A 21,083-nucleotide genomic window follows, 5' to 3' on the forward strand; every position below is an offset into this window, starting at 1 on the left:
ACTCCAAAGCTTAACGGGCAAAGTTGCTGCCAGCAGGATGGTTAGAACCATGGATCTTGCTGTGACAGTTGAGGCAACTTTTACCAGCACTAAATGCATCTAGACCTGCCTGAGAGCTAACGCGACTGGCATGACCATCGTCGGCGTGACATTGCTGGCACAACTGAGGGGCTCGAGACTTAAGTAAGTTTTCGTTGACACTGCCATGGGGCGAATGACAGCTTGAGCAGTCCTCCATCACTGGCGCATGTTCCCATAGGAATGGGCCGCGTTTATCAGCATGACACTCGGCACAAGTTTCATTCAGGCTTGGCTTGATTAATGCGCTTTCAGTCATTGAGCCATGGGGGCTGTGACAGTCAATACAGGTCATCTGATCCCATTTCATTGGGTGTGATGAACGCTTATGCATATCGGCTTTGGCGCGGGTATGGCACGAAGTACAGGTATCGTTGACCGTGAGACGATCTAATGCTGGGTCTTTAGCACCGTGGACATTATGACAGTCACTGCACGCGACCTCTTCAAGGTTATGGGTACTGTTATGCCATGCCATCTGCTTAGGATCGTTATGACAGCCCTGACACACACTGTTTTGGCTAGCTGCAGACAACTTGCTATCGGGACCAAAGCCAATCATCGGCTCTTTGCCGCCACGATTATGTGTACCTATGGGGCCATGGCATGCTTCACATTGCAAACCAGCCATAGGCGACTTGCTGTTGCTCATGTTGCCATGAACACCATCAAAGATAGCCATCACTTTGGTGTTCTTTTTATGACACATCAGACAGGAGTCAGCCCCTTTAGTGGAGTACTTCCCGGCAGAAAATTTATCTACCAACCTTGCTTCAAGCTGTTCACTCGATAAATTATCCCAAGGAGTAGCCTGGACACTCGATACCAGACCCAATATTGAAATAACCCCAACAGTGAATGCGGTGATTATTTTTTTCATATTTATATAACCCTACCCTAAATTAACCATCAGCTAATTTTTATGGCGCTATCGTTATTGCAAAGAGAGCTAATATAGTTAAAGCCAAGTGGTAAATGTAAATTGTTAAAAATTACAATTTAAAAATGCTGATAAACTCTAAAAAAGGTTAGTTGTGTGATCCAAAACACCGAGTAATCGAGAATAAATCTTATTAGCAATCAAGGATAAGTAAGAGATAAATCACTTATAAAACATGTCCATATTGAAAATGGCATAGAGATGTGAAAATTATTTTGATACTGAATGGTTAGTCTTAAGTTACGAATATTAAGATGCACTATATATGTGTGTTTGATCTAGGTCTAACTTTGAAAATAATCTCTATTACAATTGAACTATTTTAAATCGATATCGAACATTTAATGACACCATTAAAATAGAAATAATCACTACTATCCTCATTAAATAAAGCGGATGCCATATTATCAACACATGACCTTCAGCTAATTTAAATGAGATAGCACCTAGAAACTTAACCCTATAAGTAATTGACACCTAAATAATGAATAACTAAACAAACAACGTTAATCAATAAAGTCAGCTAGTACTTTACATCAATGGGCTCTTGATTGATGGGTGGTAGTGAGCAGATCTCAGATGTAAAGTGAAGATAGCCAAGACGTCTCCTCGCAAACATGACCTCGAGTCATGTGATGGGCATCAGACCGTTACTCACCTTAGGCTCAACATTGAGGCATAAAAAAACCTGCCAAATGGCAGGTTTTTTATATTGGATACAGCTTACATTTCCATGCGCGCTTTAAGCTTGTTCATGGCGTTTTTCTCAAGTTGTCTGATACGCTCTGCAGACACTTGATAGGTCGCTGCAAGCTCTTGTAACGTGGTTTTTTGGTCGTCTAACCAACGAGCCTGTAAAATGTGCTGGCTACGCTCATCAAGGGTTTTGATGGCCGCCAACAGGCGTGTTTGGTTATCGGCTTCTAAATTATCATTCTCAACCTGTGAGGCTAAATCTGAAGAGTGATCTTCAAGATAATGCACAGGTGAATAATCTTGCTCGTCGTCGTTATCACTTGCAAGATCGAATGCTGGGTCTTGTGCCGCCATACGTGATTCCATTTCGGTCACATCGGCTTTAGATACCCCCAGATTTTCGGCGACCATAGTCACCTCTTCATCACTAAACCAACCAAGACGCTTTTTAGCTTTACGTAGATTGAAGAACAATTTACGTTGTGCCTTTGTGGTTGCGACCTTAACGATACGCCAATTTTTAAGCACATATTCATGGATTTCAGCTTTAATCCAATGCACTGCAAACGAGACAAGACGCACACCCACATCAGGGTCAAAGCGCTTAACCGCTTTCATCAAACCAATGTTACCCTCTTGAATTAAGTCTGCTTGTGGCAAACCATATCCAGAGTAACCTTTGGCCACATGAATAACGAAACGAAGATGAGACATAATCAATTGCTTTGCCGCTTGAAGGTCACCCGTCTCTTGCAGACGCTTGGCTAACTCATACTCCTCCTGTGGCTCTAACATGCTAATGTTATGCGCAGACTGAATATAAGCCTCTAAGCTGCCGCTGCTTTGCGGAACCATTAGTGACATTGATTGCGTTTGACTTGTCATTAACGCTCTCCTACTTCTTATCTTGCAAAAATTTAACGCTATAAATGCTTTTATGACGCTTGAATACCTATTGCAGGTTGCCGCCTCTGGATAGCTCTAATGAAATGTAAGCTGTGACGCAGAGGCAAGCTGACGAACTATTCACTATCTGACAGTATATGTCAATACCACCGCTTAACGTGGGCTAATTTCACCCGAAACTATAGACAGTTCAAGTGAAATTTAGTTCATAAAACGCTTGTTATGCGCCGATAAATCTTAAGTCGGTTCGATAGCGCGCAGATGCTGTCTTACCGACAGATAGGAACCTAACCAGCCTAGGAAAGACGCCAATAATACCAGTTGGCCTAACTCGGTAAGCGTCAGCGATTGCATCGTTAATGTACTGCCATACAGCCCGAGTAAATCGGCCAGTGCACCATCGAGATACCACACCAACAGATTGATAATGATCCACGCTAAGATGCCACCGATAACACCAAACCAGATGCCTGTGTATAAAAAGGGCCGCTGGATAAAGCTCTCTGTGGCACCGACTAATTTCATCACTTCGATTTCGGTGCGGCGATTCATAATGGCCAAACGTATGGTATTGCCAATGACTAACACCACCGCTAAGACTAATAATAGTGCAATAGCCAATACCGTGCGCTCAAGCAATCTCACGACCGCTTGTAAGCGTTCTAGCCACTCAATATCGAGCCGCCCAAAACTCACCTCAGGCTCTAACTCCAGCTTTTTTAATAAGGCGCGTGCACCATTGGGGCTGGCATGCTTGATATCTGGGGTTACCGTTACCACAGCTGGCAGCGGATTATCATCAAGATAAGCTATCGCCTCACCAAAACCAGATAGCCGCTGAAACTCCTCCAGTGCTTGATCGCGATTAATATAGTTGACCGCACTGACTTCAGGATAGGCACCTATACGAGTGATTAAGCTTTGAATAGAGCGCTCGCTACGTCCCTCATCGATAAAGAGTGAGATCTCGGCGGCGCTGTTCCACGATTGGGTAATGGTCTCGGCATTTTTAACCAGCACTTGTAACGCCGCGGGTAAGCTTAAACTCACCCCCAGTACCGCCATAGTCATTAACGACGAGAGGGGATTACGCCACAATTCACCCATGCTGCCCATGGCGTGCTGAATGTGACGGATAAAAAACATCACGATGCGCCCCGTAAAGGGAAGTTTGCTGCGGACTAATTGAGGTTGCTTATCCATATTTGATTGTCCGTTTATCCGTGAAAGACTTGAGACGGCGCCAGCTCATCACCGCCAATCACTCGCCCCTGTTTCAGGGTTAAAGTACGGTACTTCATGCGGGCAATAAGACCAAGGTCGTGGGTCGCGATTAACACTGTGGTCCCCGAATCATTAAAGGTTTCGAACAGACGCAAAATATCCATCGATAACTTAGGGTCTAAATTACCAGTAGGCTCATCGGCTAATAACAAGGGCGGCTTATTAACAATCGCACGGGCAATCCCCACACGTTGCTGCTCCCCTCCCGACAGCATAATAGGATAGTGACGCTCTTTGCCGTAAAGGCCCACCATATCTAAGGCTGCCAATACCCGCTTTTTAATTTCATGCAGGGCAAAGCCTTCAATCACCAGCGGCAAGGCGATGTTGTCAAACACACTGCGATCCATCAACAAGTGATGATTTTGAAAGATCATGCCGATATCACGACGCAAGTAAGGCACATCTTTAGGCCTAACTTTGGCGATATCGTGGCCATTAATGGCCACTCTACCGCCATTGGCGCGCTCGATCACACTGATCAACTTGAGCAAAGTGCTTTTACCGGCACCCGAGTGTCCGGTTAAAAACGCCATTTCTCCACGCTTTAAATGAAAACTCACATCGGTGAGTGCCTTTTGTCCACCTGGATAAATTTTGCTAACTTGCTCAAATCGAATCATAGTTACCCAATTATTGATGCCGCCCATCATTGACGGCGATACGTTATCTTATACCAAGCCAATCAACGCGTAATTTATTAATGCAACATTTTGCAGACATAAATCACTTTCGCTTAGAGGCGCGGTGGCGGTTATGATGACTCTTCGCTTTCTTGGCTAAACAGGGCATCGACAAAATCTTTAGCATCGAACGTACGTAAATCGTCGATCTGTTCACCCACACCAATGTGACGGATAGGAATACCAAATTTGTCGGCAATAGCGAAAATAACACCACCTTTTGCTGTGCCATCTAGCTTACTAATGGTAATACCCGTGACACCAACGGCTTCTTTAAACAACTGAGCCTGACTGATCGCATTTTGGCCCGTGCTAGCATCTAGGGTCAGCATCACCTCATGAGGTGCTGATTCATCTAATTTTTTCATCACCCGCACGACTTTTTTCAGCTCATCCATCAGGTGGGCTTTATTTTGCAGTCGACCTGCGGTATCGGCAATCAACACGTCGACATTACGGGCGCGAGCCGCCTGTAAGGCATCAAACAATACCGAGGCACTATCGGCCCCTGTGTGCTGGGCGATCACCGGAATATTATTACGTTGGCCCCACACTTGCAGTTGCTCAACGGCGGCGGCGCGGAAGGTATCGCCAGCGGCTAGCATTACCGATTTGCCCTGTTTCTGATATTGTTTTGCCAACTTACCAATAGTGGTGGTTTTACCCACACCATTAACGCCAACCATTAAAATAACAAACGGGCCATCGGGGTTTTCTGGCACTAAAGGTACGCTCACAGGTTCGAGCGTTTTCTGCATCTCTTCGCGCATCAACTCATACAGGGCTTCGCCATCTTTAAGTTGCTTACGGCTCGCTTGCTCGGTGAGGCTAGAGATTAAGCGCGTAGTGGTTTCTACTCCGACATCGGCAATCAATAGCTGCTCTTCAAGCTCTTCAAACAACTCGTCATCGATCTTTTTGCCTTTGAACAGGCCGACAAACCCACTACCGATATTTTCACTGGTGCGCTTCAAACCACGCTTAAGGCGGGCAAAAAAGCCCTCTTTAGTCGGTTTTTGTTGCGGCTCAGGCTGTTGCTCAGAGGCATTATTGGCAAGTTCTGCCTGCTCCGCTGCAATACGCTCGGCTTCGATACGGTCAAGTTCAGCCTGCTCCGCTGCAATACGCGCAGCTTCGATACGAGCAAGTTCAGCCTGCTCCGCTGCAATACGCTCGGCTTCGATACGCTCAAGTTCTGCCTGCTCCGCTGCAATACGCGCAGCTTCGATACGGTCAAGTTCTGCCTGCTCCGCTGCAATACGCTCGGCTTCGATACGGTCAAGTTCTGCCTGCTCTGCGGCAAGGCGCTCGGCTTGGATACGGTCAAGTTCAGCCTGCTCCGCGGCAAGGCGATCGGCCTCTACGCGAGCAAGTTCTGCTTGCTCCGCTGCAATACGCTCGGCTTGGATACGGTCAAGTTCAGCCTGCTCCGCTGCAAGGCGCTCGGCTTCGATACGCTCAAGTTCTGCCTGCTCCGCTGCAATACGCTCGGCTTCGATACGGTCAAGTTCGGCCTGCTCCGCTGCAATACGCGCAGCTTCGATACGGTCAAGTTCTGCTTGCTCTACTGCAAGGCGCTCGGCCTCTATGCGCGCAAGTTCTGCCTGCTCCGCTGCAATACGCGCAGCTTCGATACGGTCAAGTTCTGCTTGCTCCGCTGCAAGGCGCTCGGCTTCGATACGGTCAAGTTCAGCCTGCTCTGCTGCAAAGCGCTCGGCCTCTATGCGAGCAAGTTCTGCCTGCTCTGCTGCAAGACGCTCAAGCTCAGCCTGCTCCGCTTCGGGCGCTGTCGTCTCTGTTTCAACTTGAGATGTTACTTCTGCTTCGGGTGCCGCGACATCCTCTTTCGATTTGTCTTTACGGAACCAAGAAAAAAAACCTTTTTTTGCCATGGGTAATACCAGTACTCAACTAACTGCTTTAAAATTCGGTATGAAGTCGTTTTGTGCTCGTTATTATAACCAGATAGCGAGTCCAAATACGCAGCAAAGTGCGGCATTTTTAGCTAATGTCGGCGGCTTTTCACCATTTTTAACTGCTTTGCGTTAAAATGGCGACTTCAATTTAGCGTCACAGTCTATCACTTTCTCCGGTGAGGCCAAATCATCGCTAAAGGTATCCGTAAATTGACAGGTATAAGATGGCTAAAAATAAACCCTTAAGTGGGCAAGTACGCATTATTGCAGGCCAATGGCGCTCACGACGTTTACCCATTCATGATCTTGAGGGATTGCGCCCCACGACAGACAGGGTACGAGAAACCTTATTTAACTGGTTATCGGGCGATATTGCTGGCGCTCGGGTACTCGACTGCTTTGGTGGTAGCGGCGCACTGTGCTTAGAGTCGCTATCGCGTTACGCCGCCTTTGCTAAAGTGTTTGAACTGCAAACGAGTGCCGCCAAACAATTACAGCAAAATTTGCTGACCCTTAAATGTGATTGCGCCGAAGTCGTGCAGGGCGATACGCTGGCGCTACTACAGCAAACGCCAAGCCAGGGGTTTGATATTATTTTTATCGATCCGCCATTTCGCAAAGGGTTAGCGCAGCAGGCGATTGCGCTGCTCAGTGAGCACCAATGGCTGAATAATAATGCGCAAATTTATGTCGAAACCGAAAGCGAGTTAAGCTCACTCACTGTGCCTAGCGACTGGGTGCAGCTGAAAGAAAAAAAAGCCGGACAAGTGATCTACCGTCTGTACCAGTATCAGCCTGAGATGGACGACGCATAATGAAAATCTTGATCTTAGTGGGTAAAGCCATCACTTTATGCGCCTGGTTACTGATGCTGTATAACCTGTTTATTCCCATCGGTGACGACATAAGTCAACTACTGTCACTGCTGTTACTGCTGACTGTGGTGATGCACTGTGTGCAGTTACTGATTTTTCATCGCCTGTTTAACCCCTTACTGTCGCTGGGCAAAGCCGACTATGGCGCCGTGTTACTGTTTGGCGTGTTTAGCCTATTAGACTATCGTCAACGCGTGCTGGCCAACATGGTTAATCCTTAAGGCTGACCCATTAACGATCAAAAAAAGCACCCAAAGGTGCTTTTTTATTGAGCCATGAGCACTAGATCCCTGGGATGCGCCCTTGGAAGCTAATCGGATAATAACCTTGGCTGTCACGCTTACCTAAGAAACTTAGCGCCTGCTTGAGATCTTCAGGTTGTGCGGGCGTCTCTTTTATCTTGGCGCTAAGTGCAATCAACTTATTGTCTTTAAGTAACGCATTCCCTGTAAGCCCAAGCGCATTCATGGTCTCATCGGTGGCTAATTGAATATTGCCATCGACACAGCTTAGGCCCAGCTCAATATTGCCTAGCGGATATTTGCCAAACTGGTTATTCACCTGCAACTGCTGCACAAACAACTTGCCGTTAAGCTGCTCACACCAAGGTAAGCCTTGCTCCAGCTGCTGCACGATTACACTAAAGTGACCATCCACTTCGGCTCGAAACGGTAGACGCGTCTTGCCAATAAGAAAAGCGCTTGGCGCTTCAAAACGCAGCCCTTGGGCATTGATCCCAGACATAGACAGAGACACTTGGCCTTTACCGTTAACCGCCGTCGCCCGGCTGCCAATGGCAAAATCGATATTGGCCCTGCCCGACAACAGCCCCCACGGGCTCAATTGCCATTGCACCGACTCGAGTTGGCGCTGTTGCAACGCCACTAAATTGGCCTTGCCCGACCAAATGGTGCCCGACACCCCACTGACACTGATCCCTTGGGGCAACGGCGCCAGCTGCAAGGCCACACTGGCCGGAAACAGCGCCAGCATAAAGCCACAATATAAGACCACACCTATGATTACCTTTTTCACTACACTCACTACAACACCTTAAAACCTTGTTTACTGGGATAATTGGATGCGGCGCACTTTAACCAGACCTGGCGTATCCGCTTGGGCCAAATCGATGCTGTCCAGTGATAACCCTTGCTGTTGTACCAGATCGCTCAAATAGCTTAGCAAGCTGTTAAATGGCACTTCGTCCATCCACACCTGGATTTTTTGCCCTTGTGGTTGCATCCGCGTGATTGCCAAGCCGTAACGTTTGGCGGTCTGAGTCACTGTGGCACTTAAACTACTCGAATAAGCTTTCTTACCGCCAGCATTCTGTAGTGCCACTATCTTATTGGCAGTCTGTTTTACATAAGTTAACGTGGCTTGCTGAGCTTGTAATGCCCGCTCGGCATCCTGCTCAGCCTCACTTATTGGCGTCCAAACTCCCCAATAAAGCACGCCTAGCATCAAGACCACACCACAGGTGGCAACCAACTGCTGCTCACGTAAAATTAACCCGTTCCACCACGTTTTAAGGTTCTCCATCTTACTTACTCCTTAGGGTTAACGTGCTGGTGACTTCATCTTCACCGCTGTTCATCGCACCAGAGTCGACCTTAAATTGCTTGGCTACTAGGGTTTTAAACTCTTCAATTTGCGCATAACTCTTGGCGGATATTTGCATGCGTAACTCATTGCGACCACTGTCGAAACGCAAGCTAGTGGGCTTTAATTGCGGCACTTTTGCAAATGCCGCCGATAGACCATCGAGCATAGTAAAGAAGGCGGTGCCATCTCCCGAACCTTGTAGGCTACGTAATTTACTGTCCATCTGCGAGCGAATATTAACCACCCGCGAGCTGCCGACCACTTGGTTGAATATCGCGCTACTTTGCGCTTGTAACTGCTCACGCTCGACGTTCATCTGATGAATGGAGAGCCCTTTATTCACTAAGGCCAACACTAAGGCGATGACGATCACTATGGCACTATTACGCCACAGCAACAGGTGTTTACCGTACTCGCGTTTAGGGGTGTAACTGCCTGACAGTAAATTGAGCGGCGCATGTAAAATACCTTTAGCAAGCACTAGCATCGGCAGATCCAGCGGTTGAGGCTGTACCTGGGCGCCATCGATACTCAGCTCACTATAGCCAGCCACAGTGAGCGGGCTGCTCGCCGTGGTTTCGCCAGCAGCTTTGGCAACAAATTGAGGCAGCGTGGCATTAAACCAAGTGGCATCCAGACAGGCACCATGACCAGCGCCGGTACGCAGCAGATAATCGGAACCAAATTGCATGGCCGCCCACTGACACTCTTGCAGCGGCAAGGCTAAACAATCGGGCACAATTTGGCGCGCTTTAATACCCGCCTCGCTTAACCAAGATAACCAATTTTGCATCTGCTCATGGGCAACAACCGCAACACTGAGGGACTCGCCATCACGCGGGCCGGTGACAAAATGCAGTTTATCGACATTTTCGGCCAAGTTTTCTTCTAGCATAAAGGGCAAGGCTTTAATCGCCTGGCGCTGGCCTTTCTCTGGTAAGCGCACCGAGGTGAGCGTGATCGCCGAAGCGGGCACTAAGATATCGACCGGACGGTTACCCGCTCGTTCAGTTAGGGTCGACAAGGCATGGGCGTCGGGCAAGTCACCCGAGGCGATGATCTCTTGCTCTTGCTCGGACCATACCAGCCAATTACAGCGCTGCTCTTGGCTTCTTCCTAAGCGGATAAATAATCGTTCACTCAATGTCTTTCTCCACAAGTTTCATTAAGTTGCGCAAAAAATAAACTTGTATTATCTCAATCGCATTCATTATGGGTATTAGGTTAGTTGACCGCCGAGGGCTTACGCCCCTGCAAGGCTATTATTGTTGACCACCATATTGGCGCGTCAACACAGCTAACTGATTATTTCCGGCCACTTGCAACACGCTTTCCATACGAAAAGTCGCACTGTCGACTTTGGCGCCAGCTTGCAGTAAAAAATACTGACTCTTTAGGCTAAAACTGGACGCTAAGTTCTCTTCACCGCGCAAGCTAGTAATTGAGCTGTTCGCCCAAAAGTCTTCGATACTGTCATAGCCATCACTTGGGCGCTGATTAATAATACTTTCGGCCTCACCAACGCTAATTTTATTGTCGAACATGCCCGCTAATAACGCCGCATGCTCCAGCTCAATGGTATTAACATTCAATACCTGTCTATCGTAACCCGGGATAGCACACACATAGGGTGCCAGCTTAAGGTACACCTCTTGACTCACCCCTATGACCGCGCGTAGTTCGCTGCGATGACTCATCAAGGTATTCGCAGCGCGGTAAGGCACGGTGCGCGCTTCATAATCGGCATCTTCGGCGCCAAATGGACTGGCGACGCTATCCTCGTCAATATAATCTTTCACCGTATGCGCCAAGCGCTCGGCGGCAAAATCATCCATGCCTAAGGCTACTAATAATCCTTTAAACTGCTGGGCGGGCAATGGCAATTTGGGTTGACCATTCTCAACTTCTTTAGTCTGCATCGATAACGCATTGACGTTAAAACAGGCCTGCATATCGCTAATACGCCCGGCGATCTCTCCTTGCTCCACTGGCAATACCACATCTGCTTGCGCCCAATACTGCTGCCTGTGGATCTTGCCTTCGTCGGCATCGTCTAAATCTTGTTTTAGCACCTTTTTGGCTAACTCTTCGGCCGAAAGTGCGTACCAATAAGCCTGATCATATTGGGCTAAATTTATGGTACGCCGCACCATTATCTGGCTACGGCCATTAATATTGGTGGCGATAATGGCGATCATCGCCACAATCAACAACACCACGATCAGGGCAACTCCGCGCTGTTTTTGCGCCAGTCTATTCACCCTTACAGCCCTCGATTCGGATCGTTATTATTATCATTTTCATCGGCATTATTGTCGTTATCGTTGGCGCCGTTATCGTTACCCTTATTACTGTCGTTATCGTCAGCATCATTACTATTGCTGAGCTGCGCGCCTAGCGGCAGTAAAAACTTACGCTGTATTTTACCCAGCCCCTCCACTTCAACTTCCATGGCGATGGCCTTGGGCAGAGACGTGGCATCAATTTTTCGCTGCCAACTGTCTCCGACAAAGAAGGAGTATTCCACCGATAACACCTTGTCCATCACTAAAGTTTTAATGGGCTCTGCGCCAAATTCAGGCTCTGGATAGGGGAAATACCAGCGCTCTAGTTGATTGTCTTGTACCACATAAGCCACCGACTGTAGGCTACCTCTGGGTAACAGGCCATCTGGGTTGAGCCAACCGATGCGATAAAACACTATCGCTTCTGACTCTGAGTCAAATAAGTCGCTGCCAGTTTGTATCACAGTGCTACCCCGTCCGCCTTCGAGCAACCTTGGGGTGCGTGCCACTATCTGGCCAAAATCACGCTCGAGAGCGCCAAATCCTTGCTGTAAGGATTTCAACTTAGTGGCAAACTCCTCGGTGGCAATATCATTTTTCATCACGGTATTAAGCACAGAGTTAGCCGCCAAGCCCAACATGGCAAAAATGCCTATGGCTACCAGCATCTCTAACAGGGTAAAACCCTGAGTGAATTTATGATGCTTTAAGGACATAACTGCTCACCTGGGCGATGGTGCGAGTGTAGCGCTCATCGTCACTGACACTGATGCGGATCAGTCGAAAGTTATCATCGGTGGTTTTAACCACCTCTTTGCGCCAATACCAGGTCTTGTCGGCCAGTTCGACTTGGCCCTCTTTTTTGCCTAAATCGGTGGCGCCGGCCACTAGTCTGGCGTCGACCATCTGGTTGCTCGCGACCCACTGCGCCAGAGTACGTTCTTCTAAAATGGGCATGTTGGCGATCTGCTCGCCTAGGCTCTTGGTGATCGACACCGCAGCAACGGCAAACACCGCCAAGGCCACAATCACCTCTAGCAATGTCATCCCTTGCTGATTAATTCTCATGCTTGTACCCAGCAGTGCGCGTTAAATGACAAGATAGCAATATTGAGCGCAAAGTGGGGCAATCAATTATCGAGTTCATTGTTTCTTCCCAAGCTTAATCGCCCTAATGCATCGCCCACAACCACAGTTTCTAACTCATTTCCCATGGCATCTTTACTGATAAACGCCAACTCGAAGGCGCTCATTTCACCACTGGGGAACAGCATCACCTGCGGCTCTGGATGCTTTTTTTTATCCTCGGCGGAAGGCTCAATAAGCGGCTCATCGAACCATGAGTCCTGCTCTTCATCTTCTTGAGACAGGGGTAAACCATCGAGTATCAGGTCAAGCTGTATCCCCTGTTGCATCTCGCGCGCCGCCAGCAAGCGGTCTTGCTGTAGCGGATGCCACTTACCCTCGTCATAAACCACAAACTCATAACGGTCTTTTTCGATAACGATACCGATAAAATGACCACTAAGCACCGTTTCATCGAGCACTAACTCGGTTGACGCCATAAATTGCCGCGCCACTCGATCGAGCGCCTGCTGCTGGTCGGTGCCGCCCATGGTTAAGGTCACTGCGGAGGCCGCGAGCCCCATCAGTAACACCACCAGCAACACTTCCATCAGGGTGAACCCGCGTTGGCGCAAGAGGCTCATCACTCTTCGCTCGGCTTATTGGAAATCTTGTAGATTCCAGCTACCGACATCATCTTCGGTCCCTGGTTGTCCATCTGGGCCGGCACTGAAGATATCGATTTTGCCTTGTTCACCCGGGCTCAATAACAGGTATTCATTGCGCCATGGATCTTGTGGCAAACGCTTAACATAACCCCCTTCACGGTAATTGCGTGGCTCTGGCGAAATGGTTGGCTTTTGGATTAAGGCTTCTAATCCCTGCTCTGTTGTGGGGTAGATGCTGTTATCCAAACGGTACATATCCAGTGCATTTTCCAGCGCCACAATATCCGAAACCGCTTTTTGCAGATCGGCCTTATCTTTGTTACCCATTAAGTTAGGTACCACCATAGAGGCAAGGATCCCCAAAATTACGATAACCACCATCACTTCGAGTAGGGTAAAGCCTTTGTGCTTGTTTCTTACTTGCATTAATAGATCCTCTATAAAAAATGCCTAACAGTAAAAGGTTAGGCTGTCGCGCTAGGGAGATGCTTGGGGCATCAACCACTAATCATGTTGTTAAGTTCTAATATCGGTTGCAAAATCGCCAGCACGATAAACAGCACCACGGCTGCCATGCTGACCACCAATAAGGGTTCAAATACCCCCAAGGCAATATTCACGTTCGACTCGAATTCACGGTCTTGGTTATCGGCAGCGCGTTCGAGCATCTGTTCGAGCTGGCCACTTTTTTCGCCAGAGGTGATCATATAGAGCATCATAGGCGGAAAAAGTTTAGTGTTAGTCAGCGCCGTGCCTAAACTAGTGCCTTCGCGCACCCGAGCGGTGGCCTCTTCTACTTCGGCTCTAACCCTAACGTTCATCAACACTTCACTGGCGATGCGCATCGCATCGAGCAGAGGTACAGAGCTGGCCGTTAAAATGCTTAAAGTACGTGCAAATCGCGCCGTATTGAGCCCCTTGCTGACACGGCCGATCACCGGCATTTTCAGCAGGGCACTATCGAAGGCCATACGATTGGCCGCGCTTTTTAACAGTTGTTTGGCACCAAAGGTTAACACCACAACGACCCCGACCACTAATAAGCCATAATCACGGATAAAGTCAGATGAGGCGATCAATAATTGCGTGGTCCATGGCAACTCTTGCCCCATGTGCTCAAATTGTCCCACCACCTGAGGCACTACGGCCGCAAGCAAGATAGCAATGACACTAATGGCCACCACTGTCAGCACAAGGGGATAGATCATCGCTTGAGTCATTTTACTTTTTAGCTGCTGACGGCGCTCGGTGTAATCGGCCAAGCGGTTAAGCACCACTTCGAGGTGACCTGACTTTTCACCCGATGCCACCATGGCGCGATAAAGATCATCAAAAATATGCGGAAATTCGGCCATGGAGTCGGCCAGACTATAGCCTTCGACAACCCTTGAGCGCACCGCCATCACCATGCTGGCGAGGCGATCTTTTTCACACTGCTGACCAACGGCCTTTAACGCCTCTTCCACAGGTAAGCCGGCGGCAACTAAGGTCGCAATTTGGCGAGTGATCAGGGCTAACTCAGCGACCGAAATACCACGCTTAAAGCTAAAGCCTTGGCCCTTGGCCTTGGCTTCCTTGTCGACCACAGGGGTGATCTCCAGCGGCATTAAGCGCAGCTCGCGTAGCTGACCTCGGGCGTGACGGGCGGTATCGGCTTCGACCACCCCTTTTTGCTGTTTGCCTTGGGCATTTAACGCCTTGTACTCGTATGCTGGCATGACTTACTCCTCGCGAGTGACGCGCAGCACTTCTTCTAAGGTCGTGATGCCGCTAAGCACTTTACTCATGCCATCGTGACGGATACTGGGTATCGATTGGCGAATATATTTTTCAATCGCTAGCTCGCCACGGCCACTATGGATAAGTTCACGAATTTTATCATCCACCAACAGGAGTTCATGGATCCCCGTACGGCCTCGATAACCATTATGGCCACAAGCGGCGCAACCATTGGCACGATAGATGGTGCGTGGGTCGTCGACGCTAATACCCAGCAGTTCGCGCTCACGCTGATCGGGCACATGCTCAACCTTGCACTTAGGACACAAGGTGCGGATCAATCGCTGCGCTAACACCCCAAGCAGACTCGAAGAGACTAAGAAAGGCTCGACGCCCATATCTTGCAAACGCGTAATGGCGCCCGATGCGGTATTGGTATGCAAAGTGGAGATCACCATGTGACCAGTCAACGAGGCTTGCACGGCAATTTGAGCGGTTTCAAGGTCACGGATCTCACCTATCATCACCACATCAGGATCTTGACGCAAAATGGCGCGCAGACCGCGGGCGAAGGTCATATCCACCTTAGTATTCACCTGCGTTTGGCCTATGCCAGCGAGTTCATATTCGATGGGGTCTTCGACCGTTAAGATATTGGTATCGATGGAGTTAATTTCGGTCAAGCCGGCATACAGGGTGGTACTCTTACCCGAACCAGTCGGGCCCGTGACCAAGATAATGCCATGAGGCTTACGGATAAGCTCATCGAATTGATGCCGGATAGCATCTGTCATGCCGAGTTGTTTAAGGTCGAGGTTGCCGGCGTTTTTATCCAGCAAACGCATCACCACACGCTCACCATGGCTCGATGGCATAGTCGACACCCGCACATCCACCGCACGACCCGCAATACGCAGCGAGATACGGCCATCTTGCGGCACCCGCTTCTCGGCAATGTCTAAACGCGCCATCACCTTGATACGTGATACCAGCAGTGACGACAGCTTGCGATTGGGCTTAAGCACCTCTTTGAGTACACCATCGACGCGAAAACGCACCACCAGTTGCTTCTCGTAGGTTTCGATATGGATATCGGACGCTTCCTCTTTAATCGCTTCCGATAACAGAGCGTTGATCAGTTTAATGATCGGCGCATCATCGTCCCCTTCGAGTAGATCTTCGGTTTGCGGTAACTCTTCGGCAAGGGTAAACAGATCCATCTCGTTGCCAATATCTTCCATCAGCTGCTGCGCCTCTGATGAGTTGGCTTGATAGACCTGAGTTAACTTAGCCTCAAAAACATTAGCCGCTAACGTCGCTAGCCCTAACTCTTGGCCCGCATAACGTCGCACCTCTAACATCGCCTCAAGCGGCGTGCTCTCGGTATGGTACAGGGTTAAACGTTGATCATCGTCTTTGGCTAATAGCAGTTGAAAACGATGCGCAAACGCAAATGGCAGACGCTCGCGGCTGTTTGAGTGAAACACCTCATCGGATTCGGCCTCAGAGACCAACCCAAGCTCACTCGATACTTGGGCTAGTTCATCATGTTGAGTGGCTTGCAGATCACTCATCGTCTGCGTCTTGCTGTTTGTTATCAGAAATCTGTTTAAGCGCAGGATCAGTTTCACGCATTTGCGTTTCTAACCCTTTACGGTCTTTATAACGCTGCAGCACATCATTCACCTCTGGTGGCAGATAATCTTCTTGATTCCACTCTTCGAGCACTGGCACATCGGTATTTGGCATTAAGTTAACACCTCGCTCTTGCTGCTCAAGCTGCAAGGCGCGGAAGTAGTTATATTTACGTCCCGCAATGCCTTCCATGGTGATGCCGTCACGGATAATGGTCGGCTTAATAAATACCATCAGGTTTTTCTTTTTCTTACCGCTCGATGATGACTTAAACAGATGACCTATGATGGGGATATCCCCAAGGAAAGGCACCTTCTGTACACTCTCTTGTACTTCTTCGTTAATTAAGCCCCCTAACACCACTATTTGACCCGAATCGGCCATCACAGTGGTGGTTAAACGACGCGTGGCAAAGGTGACATCGACACCAGTTTTACCGTTGATGCCAGAGACTTCCTGCTCAATGGTCAACTTGACCGTGCTACCTTCGTTAATTTGTGGCACTACTTTAAGCTTGACCCCCACCTCTTTACGTTCAACCGTTTGGAAGGGATTACTGTTACCGTTAGTAGAGTTCTGGCTGCCCGTTAAAATCGGCACTTCATCACCGACAATAAACGACGCTTCTTGGTTATCTAAGGTGGTAATAGAGGGCGTCGCCAGTACATTAGACTTGGTGTCGCTCGATACCGCTTGGATAAGCGCGCCAAAGTCACCCATGGCGACACCCCACGCCATACCGTTAACCTTACCTAGCGCCTGCGCTAACAAGGTGATATCCCCTTTTGAGCTAGGGTTTTGCCCGATAACATCACCCGTATTAGGGTTGGTGATAAAGGTGCCCTCTTGTTCTTGCGCCTGCCAAATCCCGGCGCCAATTTCCCCTATAGTGGGGCCCAAGTTATTAAATTGAGTACCGCCGCCGGCTTCGGTTGCCCACTGAATACCAAAACCAACATCATCACCTTCGGCCACTTCAACAATAATGGCTTCCACCAATACTTGAGCACGGCGAATATCCAGCTGATTTATCACGCTCTCAATGGTGCGCATCTGGTCGGGCTCGGCGCTGAGTACCAAAGCGTTAGTGTCGGTATGGGCCATGATATTAATTTCATTGCGACGCTTGCTCCGCCCACCTTGTGGCTGCGCTCCACCATCTTGTGCGCTGGCCAGCTTTTCGGCAAAACCGGTGAGCACTTCGACTAAGTCTTCCGCCTTGGCATAACGCAGATAACGTACCTTGGTATTACCTGTGGTGGCTTGCTCGGCATCAAGTTTTTTGATGAGGCTCACTACACGCTGGCGACTCTTTTCATCACCACTGACCAGCACGGCGTTAGTACGCTCATCGGCAACCACTTTTGGGGCTTGTCCCGGCAGTTGTGACTGGTTGGCGGTCGAGCGGTAAAGAGTGTCGATAATCCGTACCATCTCGCCCGCCGAGGCATATTCGAGCGCCACCACTTGCACTTCGGTGTCGCCTTGTTTATCGACGCGGCGCACAATCTCAACCAGTTTATTGACCACTGCTGCGCGGCCCGAGATCATCAATACGTTAGAAGGGTCATAATTTACCACGTTACCGCCGCCGGCATTGTCGTTGAGCTGGCGCAGCAGGGGCGCTAGTTGCTTCGCTTCGGTGTTATACAGGGCCACAATGCGAGTGACCATCTCATCACCTAGTCCGGGTCTATCATCATCGGCAACGCGAATGGCCGAGGTTTTAGCATCTTTATCTTTAATGACTTTGATGATGTTATTGTCCATCTCAACGACGGCATAACCATAGACCTGCAACACATTAAGGAAGAATTGATAATATTGCTCATCATCGAGCAAATCGTAACTGCGAACGTTTATTTTACCGCGCACCGTTGGGTCAACTATGATGGTACGATTCAAGTTTTTACCAACAATATTGATAAACTCTTGAATATCTGTGCCTTTGAAATTAGCCGCATATTGCTCAGACCATGCGAGCGAAGGCGCCAATAACGACGCCCCCATGACAACACCCGCGATGAGATTGCGCCGAATATTCTTATTATTCATTTAATGACTTCCCCTAAACTCTTTTTATTGCGGCAAACTAAACATGATCTCAACCAGCTGACCTTCTCTTTCTATCATCAAAGAGATCTCGGTCAGTTCGGGCAACTGCGCCATCACTTCCAATGCTTGGCTCATGTCCGTCAGATCGTAACCGTTCATTGATTTAACTAAATCGTTAGCCTTCAAACCAGCTTGCTCAAATAGCGCCCTATCCTTACCCGGATTGAGACGATAGCCTTGCAGCTCACCATCGCGATTGACAGGCGAAATAGCTAAGTAATCGGTCAGTTTACTCGGATCGGCTAACAGCTCATCACGTGATTCTTGCAGTTCTTGTGCTACCGCTTGGTTGTCGCGTTGATCTACCTGACGTACACCGCGCTCACGCTTGGCTTGTTGTAGCTGTTGATTGGCTTCACTTTCAGTAGCATATTTGAGCCCATCAAGCATCAAAGTCTCGTAACGCCCACTGTTTGAAATAATAATACGGTCGGCATATACCTCTTTGAGCGAGGCCGAAGTGCCCTTAATCTTGTCACCTAAACTGTAAGTGTTCTGGCTACCCGCCGACTCGATCACCGCCAAGCCTTTTTGCTCAGATGTTGATGCCACGACGCCCGTTAACTGGATAGATAACGAGGTTTTCGGCGCATCGGTGATTTTTTCTTCGACAGGAGCCACCTTAAGCGGATTCCCCTTGGCATCAAACTGGCCAAAAAGAGATAAATTTTCTAAGTTTGATATATTAATCAGACCAGATGATTGGGCGATATTGGTCGGTGTGGGTTGCCACGCTAATGGCGGCTGTGAAACAGGCACTAATTTCCAGGTGATCTGCGCCAATAAATAGATAGCGATGACCAAACCAAGCCAAAATATGGCAGTGCTCAGCGGCCTATGTGGTATACCATTCACCCTAGCAATAACTTTGTCTAATAAATCCATATTATGCGGACCCTCAGCACAGGCCTCTGTTCTGATTATGATAATTTTATGCTCGTGACTCATGCTAACCTACACTGCAATTGGCAACAAGCCCATAACAGTCGCTAAATTAGCCTATAAAGGCTAATTATGCTAACTTTACGCACCGATAAAGGGTGTGAAGTGAGTCGCTATATTAGCTTATCATCCTGCTTAGGATGAGAGTTATTATCCAGCATGTGAACTCGCCCATCTTTTATAATAAGCCACAATCTATTGATATACCCAGATGGAGACACTATAACCATGGCATCTGAACCGCAGATTTCAGTCCGACTCGATAAATGGTTATGGGCGGCGCGATTTTATAAGACTCGAGCCATCGCCAAAGAGATGATCAATGGCGGCAAGGTACACTACAATGGGCAGCGCACCAAATCGAGTAAAATGGCCGATGTCGATGCTGTCGTCAGAATACGACAGGGATATGACGAAAAAGAGGTCGTGATAAAAAAGTTATCTGAACAACGCCAACAGGCGGTGATCGCCCAAACCTTATATGAAGAGACGCCTGAAAGCATTGCCAAGCGCCAGACCTACGCCGAAGCGAGGCGCTTAAATGTGCTTAATAATCCGGCTCCGGATACCAAGCCAGATAAAAAGCAACGTCGTCAATTAATACGCTTTAAAGCAAGCTAACTGTGAGATTGAAATGAGTAAAGATATATTAAACCGCTACCTATTTGACAACGCCGATGTGCGTGGTCAAGTCGTTCAATTAGAGAAGAGTTACCAAGAGGTATTATCTGCTCACGACTACCCAATGGCGATTCAGACGCTGCTGGGCGAGTTGATGGCGGCCACATCACTGCTCACTGCCACACTCAAACTCGATGGTGATATTAGCGTGCAAGTACAAGGTGATGGCCCTGTATCACTGGCCGTTGTTAACGGCAACAACCTTCAGCAGCTACGCGGCGTCGCACGCTGGAACGGTGAATTAGCCGCTGATGCCAATCTCGCCACCTTGATGGGCACTGGCCATATGGTTATCACGCTCACCCCTGCTAATGGCGAACGCTACCAAGGCGTTGTAGCCTTAGAACGTCCGACGCTTGCCGAATGCCTAGAGCTTTATTTTGACCAATCAGAACAGCTACCAACCGCTATCCGCTTATTTGCCAACGGTAAACAAGCGGCGGGCATTTTACTGCAAGTACTGCCGGGTGATAGTGAAAACAATCAAGATTTTGAACATCTTGAGCAACTCACTAACACAGTTAAAGCTGAAGAGTTGTTCGAACTCGAAGCCACCGAGGTATTACATCGCTTGTATCATCAAGAAGAGGTGCGCCTGTTCGATCCTATCGATGTGACTTTCCGCTGTACCTGCTCACGCGAGCGCAGCGGCCAAGCATTACGCACGATTCCTCGTGAAGAGTTAGACACCATCTTAGCTGAGCAAGGTAAAATTGAGATGGGCTGCGAGTTCTGCAACAACAACTACAGCTTCGACTCCATTGATATTGAAGCTTTGTTTAGCAATGCACTGCATTCTGACGTTCAGCAGTAAACCAACCTTACCTAACACGATTTTTAACAGGGTGCCGCAAGGCACCCTTTTTTTTGTCTATTTAGCAATGTTACTCACACATTTATTTACACATAAGCTACAATCGACCGCCTGCAACCTTAAGCAGCAACAGACTAATAACAAGCTGGCACAGATCGGCACACTCAACCTACTTA

General features: G+C 48.6%; 21 protein-coding genes. 4 read left to right on the forward strand and 17 right to left on the reverse strand.

What is annotated here, in order from left to right; genetic code table 11:
- Positions 1-10: 10 nt before the first annotated feature.
- From DVO77_RS13785 to ftsY, 5 genes are all read right to left on the reverse strand, one after another.
- Positions 11-958, reverse strand: a complete 948-nt coding sequence (locus DVO77_RS13785) for a DmsE family decaheme c-type cytochrome (protein ID WP_119978739.1) — start codon at positions 956-958, stop codon at positions 11-13.
- Positions 959-1,741: 783 nt separating this feature from the next.
- A complete protein-coding gene (gene rpoH / locus DVO77_RS13790; protein ID WP_110458302.1) occupies positions 1,742-2,599 on the reverse strand; it encodes an RNA polymerase sigma factor RpoH in 858 nt (285 codons plus the stop codon).
- Positions 2,600-2,857: 258 nt separating this feature from the next.
- Positions 2,858-3,823 (reverse strand): permease-like cell division protein FtsX, encoded by a 966-nt coding sequence (gene ftsX, locus DVO77_RS13795; RefSeq protein WP_110458303.1) that lies wholly within the window; start codon positions 3,821-3,823, stop codon positions 2,858-2,860.
- A gap of 14 nt (positions 3,824-3,837) precedes the next feature.
- A complete protein-coding gene (ftsE, locus tag DVO77_RS13800) occupies positions 3,838-4,527 on the reverse strand; it encodes a cell division ATP-binding protein FtsE (protein ID WP_110458462.1) in 690 nt (229 codons plus the stop codon).
- A 131-nt stretch (positions 4,528-4,658) separates the two neighbouring features.
- The gene (gene ftsY, locus DVO77_RS13805) at positions 4,659-6,479 is read right to left on the reverse strand and encodes a signal recognition particle-docking protein FtsY (protein ID WP_119978740.1); all 1,821 of its coding nucleotides are present in this window, start codon (positions 6,477-6,479) and stop codon (positions 4,659-4,661) included.
- 248 nt (positions 6,480-6,727) lie between these two features.
- Here ftsY and rsmD point away from each other — a divergent pair, with 248 nt between their 5' ends.
- The gene (gene rsmD, locus DVO77_RS13810; protein WP_119978741.1) at positions 6,728-7,318 is read left to right on the forward strand and encodes a 16S rRNA (guanine(966)-N(2))-methyltransferase RsmD; all 591 of its coding nucleotides are present in this window, start codon (positions 6,728-6,730) and stop codon (positions 7,316-7,318) included.
- Positions 7,318-7,599, forward strand: a complete 282-nt coding sequence (locus tag DVO77_RS13815; RefSeq protein WP_119978742.1) for a DUF1145 domain-containing protein — start codon at positions 7,318-7,320, stop codon at positions 7,597-7,599. The genes rsmD and DVO77_RS13815 overlap by 1 nt, the downstream gene beginning before the upstream one ends.
- Positions 7,600-7,660: 61 nt before the next feature.
- On the opposite strand, the gene DVO77_RS13820 is transcribed toward DVO77_RS13815, so the two are convergent.
- The 12 genes from DVO77_RS13820 to gspC form a co-directional block, all read right to left on the reverse strand.
- Positions 7,661-8,422, reverse strand: a complete 762-nt coding sequence (locus DVO77_RS13820; protein ID WP_119978743.1) for a type II secretion system protein N — start codon at positions 8,420-8,422, stop codon at positions 7,661-7,663.
- Between the two features lie 21 nt (positions 8,423-8,443).
- The gene (locus DVO77_RS13825; RefSeq protein ID WP_119978744.1) at positions 8,444-8,920 is read right to left on the reverse strand and encodes a type II secretion system protein M; all 477 of its coding nucleotides are present in this window, start codon (positions 8,918-8,920) and stop codon (positions 8,444-8,446) included.
- A gap of 1 nt (position 8,921) precedes the next feature.
- Positions 8,922-10,127 carry a type II secretion system protein GspL gene (gene gspL, locus DVO77_RS13830; RefSeq protein WP_119978745.1) on the reverse strand — a complete coding sequence of 402 codons (1,206 nt, stop codon included), beginning with the start codon at positions 10,125-10,127 and terminating at the stop codon, positions 8,922-8,924.
- 118 nt (positions 10,128-10,245) lie between these two features.
- Positions 10,246-11,244, reverse strand: a complete 999-nt coding sequence (gene gspK / locus DVO77_RS13835) for a type II secretion system minor pseudopilin GspK (protein ID WP_259650875.1) — start codon at positions 11,242-11,244, stop codon at positions 10,246-10,248.
- Positions 11,245-11,246: 2 nt separating this feature from the next.
- Complete coding sequence (gspJ, locus tag DVO77_RS13840) at positions 11,247-11,984, reverse strand: type II secretion system minor pseudopilin GspJ (RefSeq protein WP_119978746.1); 738 nt, start codon at positions 11,982-11,984, stop codon at positions 11,247-11,249.
- A complete protein-coding gene (gene gspI / locus DVO77_RS13845; protein WP_110458311.1) occupies positions 11,965-12,336 on the reverse strand; it encodes a type II secretion system minor pseudopilin GspI in 372 nt (123 codons plus the stop codon). The genes gspJ and gspI overlap by 20 nt, the downstream gene beginning before the upstream one ends.
- A 62-nt stretch (positions 12,337-12,398) precedes the next feature.
- The gene (gspH, locus tag DVO77_RS13850; protein ID WP_119978747.1) at positions 12,399-12,977 is read right to left on the reverse strand and encodes a type II secretion system minor pseudopilin GspH; all 579 of its coding nucleotides are present in this window, start codon (positions 12,975-12,977) and stop codon (positions 12,399-12,401) included.
- Between the two features lie 15 nt (positions 12,978-12,992).
- Positions 12,993-13,427 (reverse strand): type II secretion system major pseudopilin GspG, encoded by a 435-nt coding sequence (gene gspG / locus DVO77_RS13855; RefSeq protein ID WP_110458313.1) that lies wholly within the window; start codon positions 13,425-13,427, stop codon positions 12,993-12,995.
- Between the two features lie 71 nt (positions 13,428-13,498).
- Positions 13,499-14,719: a type II secretion system inner membrane protein GspF gene (gene gspF, locus DVO77_RS13860; protein WP_119978748.1), complete on the reverse strand. Its 1,221-nt coding sequence runs from the start codon at positions 14,717-14,719 to the stop codon at positions 13,499-13,501.
- Between the two features lie 3 nt (positions 14,720-14,722).
- The gene (gene gspE / locus DVO77_RS13865) at positions 14,723-16,294 is read right to left on the reverse strand and encodes a type II secretion system ATPase GspE (protein ID WP_110458315.1); all 1,572 of its coding nucleotides are present in this window, start codon (positions 16,292-16,294) and stop codon (positions 14,723-14,725) included.
- Positions 16,287-18,410, reverse strand: coding sequence for a type II secretion system secretin GspD (gene gspD / locus DVO77_RS13870; protein ID WP_110458316.1), 2,124 nt, complete (start codon positions 18,408-18,410; stop codon positions 16,287-16,289). The genes gspE and gspD overlap by 8 nt, the downstream gene beginning before the upstream one ends.
- Positions 18,411-18,434: 24 nt before the next feature.
- A complete protein-coding gene (gene gspC / locus DVO77_RS13875; protein ID WP_119978793.1) occupies positions 18,435-19,355 on the reverse strand; it encodes a type II secretion system protein GspC in 921 nt (306 codons plus the stop codon).
- Positions 19,356-19,640: 285 nt separating this feature from the next.
- On the opposite strand from gspC, the gene hslR reads away from it, so the two are divergent.
- Together hslR and hslO are read left to right on the forward strand one after the other, a co-directional pair.
- Complete coding sequence (hslR, locus tag DVO77_RS13880; protein WP_119978749.1) at positions 19,641-20,033, forward strand: ribosome-associated heat shock protein Hsp15; 393 nt, start codon at positions 19,641-19,643, stop codon at positions 20,031-20,033.
- 13 nt (positions 20,034-20,046) lie between these two features.
- On the forward strand, positions 20,047-20,907 hold the full coding sequence (gene hslO / locus DVO77_RS13885; protein ID WP_119978750.1) for an Hsp33 family molecular chaperone HslO: 861 nt from the start codon (positions 20,047-20,049) through the stop codon (positions 20,905-20,907).
- Positions 20,908-21,083 lie beyond the last annotated feature (176 nt).

It is taken from the genome of Shewanella algidipiscicola, from assembly GCF_003605125.1.
GTDB lineage: Bacteria > Pseudomonadota > Gammaproteobacteria > Enterobacterales > Shewanellaceae > Shewanella > Shewanella algidipiscicola.

Bases quoted from the DNA above. Each gene is read 5' to 3' on its own strand.
- DVO77_RS13785 (WP_119978739.1), bottom strand. From the start codon at position 958: ATGAAAAAAATAATCACCGCATTCACTGTTGGGGTTATTTCAATATTG.
- rpoH (WP_110458302.1), bottom strand. From the start codon at position 2,599: ATGACAAGTCAAACGCAATCAATGTCACTAATGGTTCCGCAAAGCAGC.
- ftsX (WP_110458303.1), bottom strand. From the start codon at position 3,823: ATGGATAAGCAACCTCAATTAGTCCGCAGCAAACTTCCCTTTACGGGG.
- ftsE (WP_110458462.1), bottom strand. From the start codon at position 4,527: ATGATTCGATTTGAGCAAGTTAGCAAAATTTATCCAGGTGGACAAAAG.
- ftsY (WP_119978740.1), bottom strand. From the start codon at position 6,479: ATGGCAAAAAAAGGTTTTTTTTCTTGGTTCCGTAAAGACAAATCGAAA.
- rsmD (WP_119978741.1), top strand. From the start codon at position 6,728: ATGGCTAAAAATAAACCCTTAAGTGGGCAAGTACGCATTATTGCAGGC.
- DVO77_RS13815 (WP_119978742.1), top strand. From the start codon at position 7,318: ATGAAAATCTTGATCTTAGTGGGTAAAGCCATCACTTTATGCGCCTGG.
- DVO77_RS13825 (WP_119978744.1), bottom strand. From the start codon at position 8,920: ATGGAGAACCTTAAAACGTGGTGGAACGGGTTAATTTTACGTGAGCAG.
- gspJ (WP_119978746.1), bottom strand. From the start codon at position 11,984: ATGTCCTTAAAGCATCATAAATTCACTCAGGGTTTTACCCTGTTAGAG.
- gspI (WP_110458311.1), bottom strand. From the start codon at position 12,336: ATGAGAATTAATCAGCAAGGGATGACATTGCTAGAGGTGATTGTGGCC.
- gspH (WP_119978747.1), bottom strand. From the start codon at position 12,977: ATGAGCCTCTTGCGCCAACGCGGGTTCACCCTGATGGAAGTGTTGCTG.
- gspG (WP_110458313.1), bottom strand. From the start codon at position 13,427: ATGCAAGTAAGAAACAAGCACAAAGGCTTTACCCTACTCGAAGTGATG.
- gspF (WP_119978748.1), bottom strand. From the start codon at position 14,719: ATGCCAGCATACGAGTACAAGGCGTTAAATGCCCAAGGCAAACAGCAA.
- gspE (WP_110458315.1), bottom strand. From the start codon at position 16,294: ATGAGTGATCTGCAAGCCACTCAACATGATGAACTAGCCCAAGTATCG.
- gspD (WP_110458316.1), bottom strand. From the start codon at position 18,410: ATGAATAATAAGAATATTCGGCGCAATCTCATCGCGGGTGTTGTCATG.
- gspC (WP_119978793.1), bottom strand. From the start codon at position 19,355: ATGGATTTATTAGACAAAGTTATTGCTAGGGTGAATGGTATACCACAT.
- hslR (WP_119978749.1), top strand. From the start codon at position 19,641: ATGGCATCTGAACCGCAGATTTCAGTCCGACTCGATAAATGGTTATGG.
- hslO (WP_119978750.1), top strand. From the start codon at position 20,047: ATGAGTAAAGATATATTAAACCGCTACCTATTTGACAACGCCGATGTG.